This is a genomic window from Frankia canadensis (assembly GCF_900197875.1).
GTDB classification, from domain to species: domain Bacteria; phylum Actinomycetota; class Actinomycetes; order Frankiales; family Frankiaceae; genus Frankia; species Frankia canadensis.
The window spans coordinates 1-1744 of sequence record NZ_FZMO01000406.1 but is presented as its reverse complement, the minus strand read 5'-3'; the positions used below and the strand labels follow the sequence as shown (position 1 = coordinate 1744).

Annotated in this window: 2 protein-coding genes; both read right to left on the bottom strand. The window is 77.6% G+C overall.

Going from position 1 to position 1744, the window contains the following annotated elements:
• Nucleotides 1–1037: NAD-dependent epimerase/dehydratase family protein (locus tag C1A33_RS24735; RefSeq protein ID WP_101833772.1), on the bottom strand; the 1037-nt coding region annotated here is incomplete at its 3' end.
• Nucleotides 1038–1301: 264 nt separating this feature from the next.
• The coding region (locus tag C1A33_RS24730; RefSeq protein WP_133150814.1) for a CAP domain-containing protein at nucleotides 1302–1744 on the bottom strand (443 nt) is incomplete at its 5' end.

Genomic DNA, 1744 nt, shown 5'->3' with positions numbered 1-1744 from the left:
CATGTCGGGGCCCACGCCGCCTGCCCCTGCTCCGCCGCGGGCCCCGACATGCCGCCGCCCCGGTCCGCGACCAGGACGTCCGTCGGATCGCCGGCCGTCGGGGCGACGCCCGGCGCGCCGCGCGACCCCGGCTCGGTGGACCCGTGGGCCAGCGCGCGGACGCGGTCCAGGGCGCCGACGGCCTCGAACACGCGGGCGGGCACCGAGCGGGGCGCCGGCAGATCGAGCATCCGGCTGTACCAGCCGAAGAACTCGGCGGCGCTCACCGGCGCGCCGCCGGTGACGTGCAGCACCGTGCCGGCGACGGCCTCGCGGTCCGCGGCGGCCACCGTCGTGACCGCGTCGACGACGTCGTCGACATGCACGGGGCTGACGAGCCCGCGCCCGCCGCCGACCAGCACGAATCGGCCGGCCCGCAGCAACAGCACCGGCCACAGGGTCCACCGGCCGGCCCGCGGGCCGTAGGCGTCACCGATGCGCAGGACGGTGGCGCCGAGCCCGTGCGCGGCGGCGGAGCCGACCGCCTGCTCGGCGGCCGCGAGGGCGTCGGCGCGGGCGTCCCCGGTCAGGCCGACGGGAGAGAACTCGTCGAGCAGCGGCCCGTCCGCGCTGGCGCGCGGGGACCCGGCGGCCCCGGCCGGGGTGGACGACGGCGGCCGGGACAGGACATCCACGCAGGACAGATGCAGGAACCGATCGACGCCGGCCCGGGTCGCCGCGTCGAGCAGCGATGCCGTACCGCCGATCGCGACCCGGCGGACCTCCGCGGGTGGTACCCGGACCGGCGCGCCGGCACGTCCCGGCCGCACCGGGGTGAGTTCGGCGACCCCACCGGTCCCGACGGCGGCCGCGTGGACGACCAGGGCGGCGCCCTCGAGCGCCCGCTCCCACTCCCCCGGCCGGGTGACGTCGGCCTGGACGACGCCGGGTGACCGGCGGATGTCCAGCGCGACGACCTCGAACCCCTGCCGGCGCAGCGCATGGGTCAGCGCCCCGCCGAGGAAACCGGCCGCGCCGGTGACCACCGCCCGAACCACGGTCTCTCCTCCTGCCCGGGGCGCCCGCGCCGGGGCCGCCCGCGCCGACGGCGCTGTCGCGACCGCCGCCGCCCGGCCCGCCCGGTGCACGCGACACCCGGGCCGCCGTCGGCGACGATGTCCAGACCCTACGGGATACACCCGGCCACGGACGCGGACGTCCCGCGGGTCAGGCTGGCACCGCCCCTCCCCGTGGCCGTCACCGGATCGTCACTCGGGGATCAGGCGACCGTCACCGATCCGGGGCACCTTCTCACCGTGCCGTCATCGGCGGGGCGTCCCGAAATCCTGGGTCCAGTAGACGCCGTAGGTGCCGCCGTTCGCGACGCCGACACCGATGCGGGTCAGGGCACAGTTGAGGATGTTCGCGCGGTGTCCGGGGCTGTTCATCCACGCCTGCATCACGGCGGCCGGGTCCCGCTGGCCGGCGGCGATGTTCTCCGCGGCGACGGAGAACGAGAAGCCCGCCGCCGTGATCCGGTCGAACGGGGTGCGGCCGTCCTGGCTGTTGTGGCTGAAGTAGTTGGCCGTGGCCATGTCCGCGCTGTGCGCCTGCGCCACGCTGGTGAGCACCGCGTCGACGGTCAGGTCGCCGCAGCCGGCCGCCCGTCGCTGCTGGTTCGTCGCCGCGACCACCGCGGTGGCGAACGCGCTCTGCCCGGTGGCGGGCGGGGCCGGCACAGTGGCCGGCGGGGCCGCAACGGTGG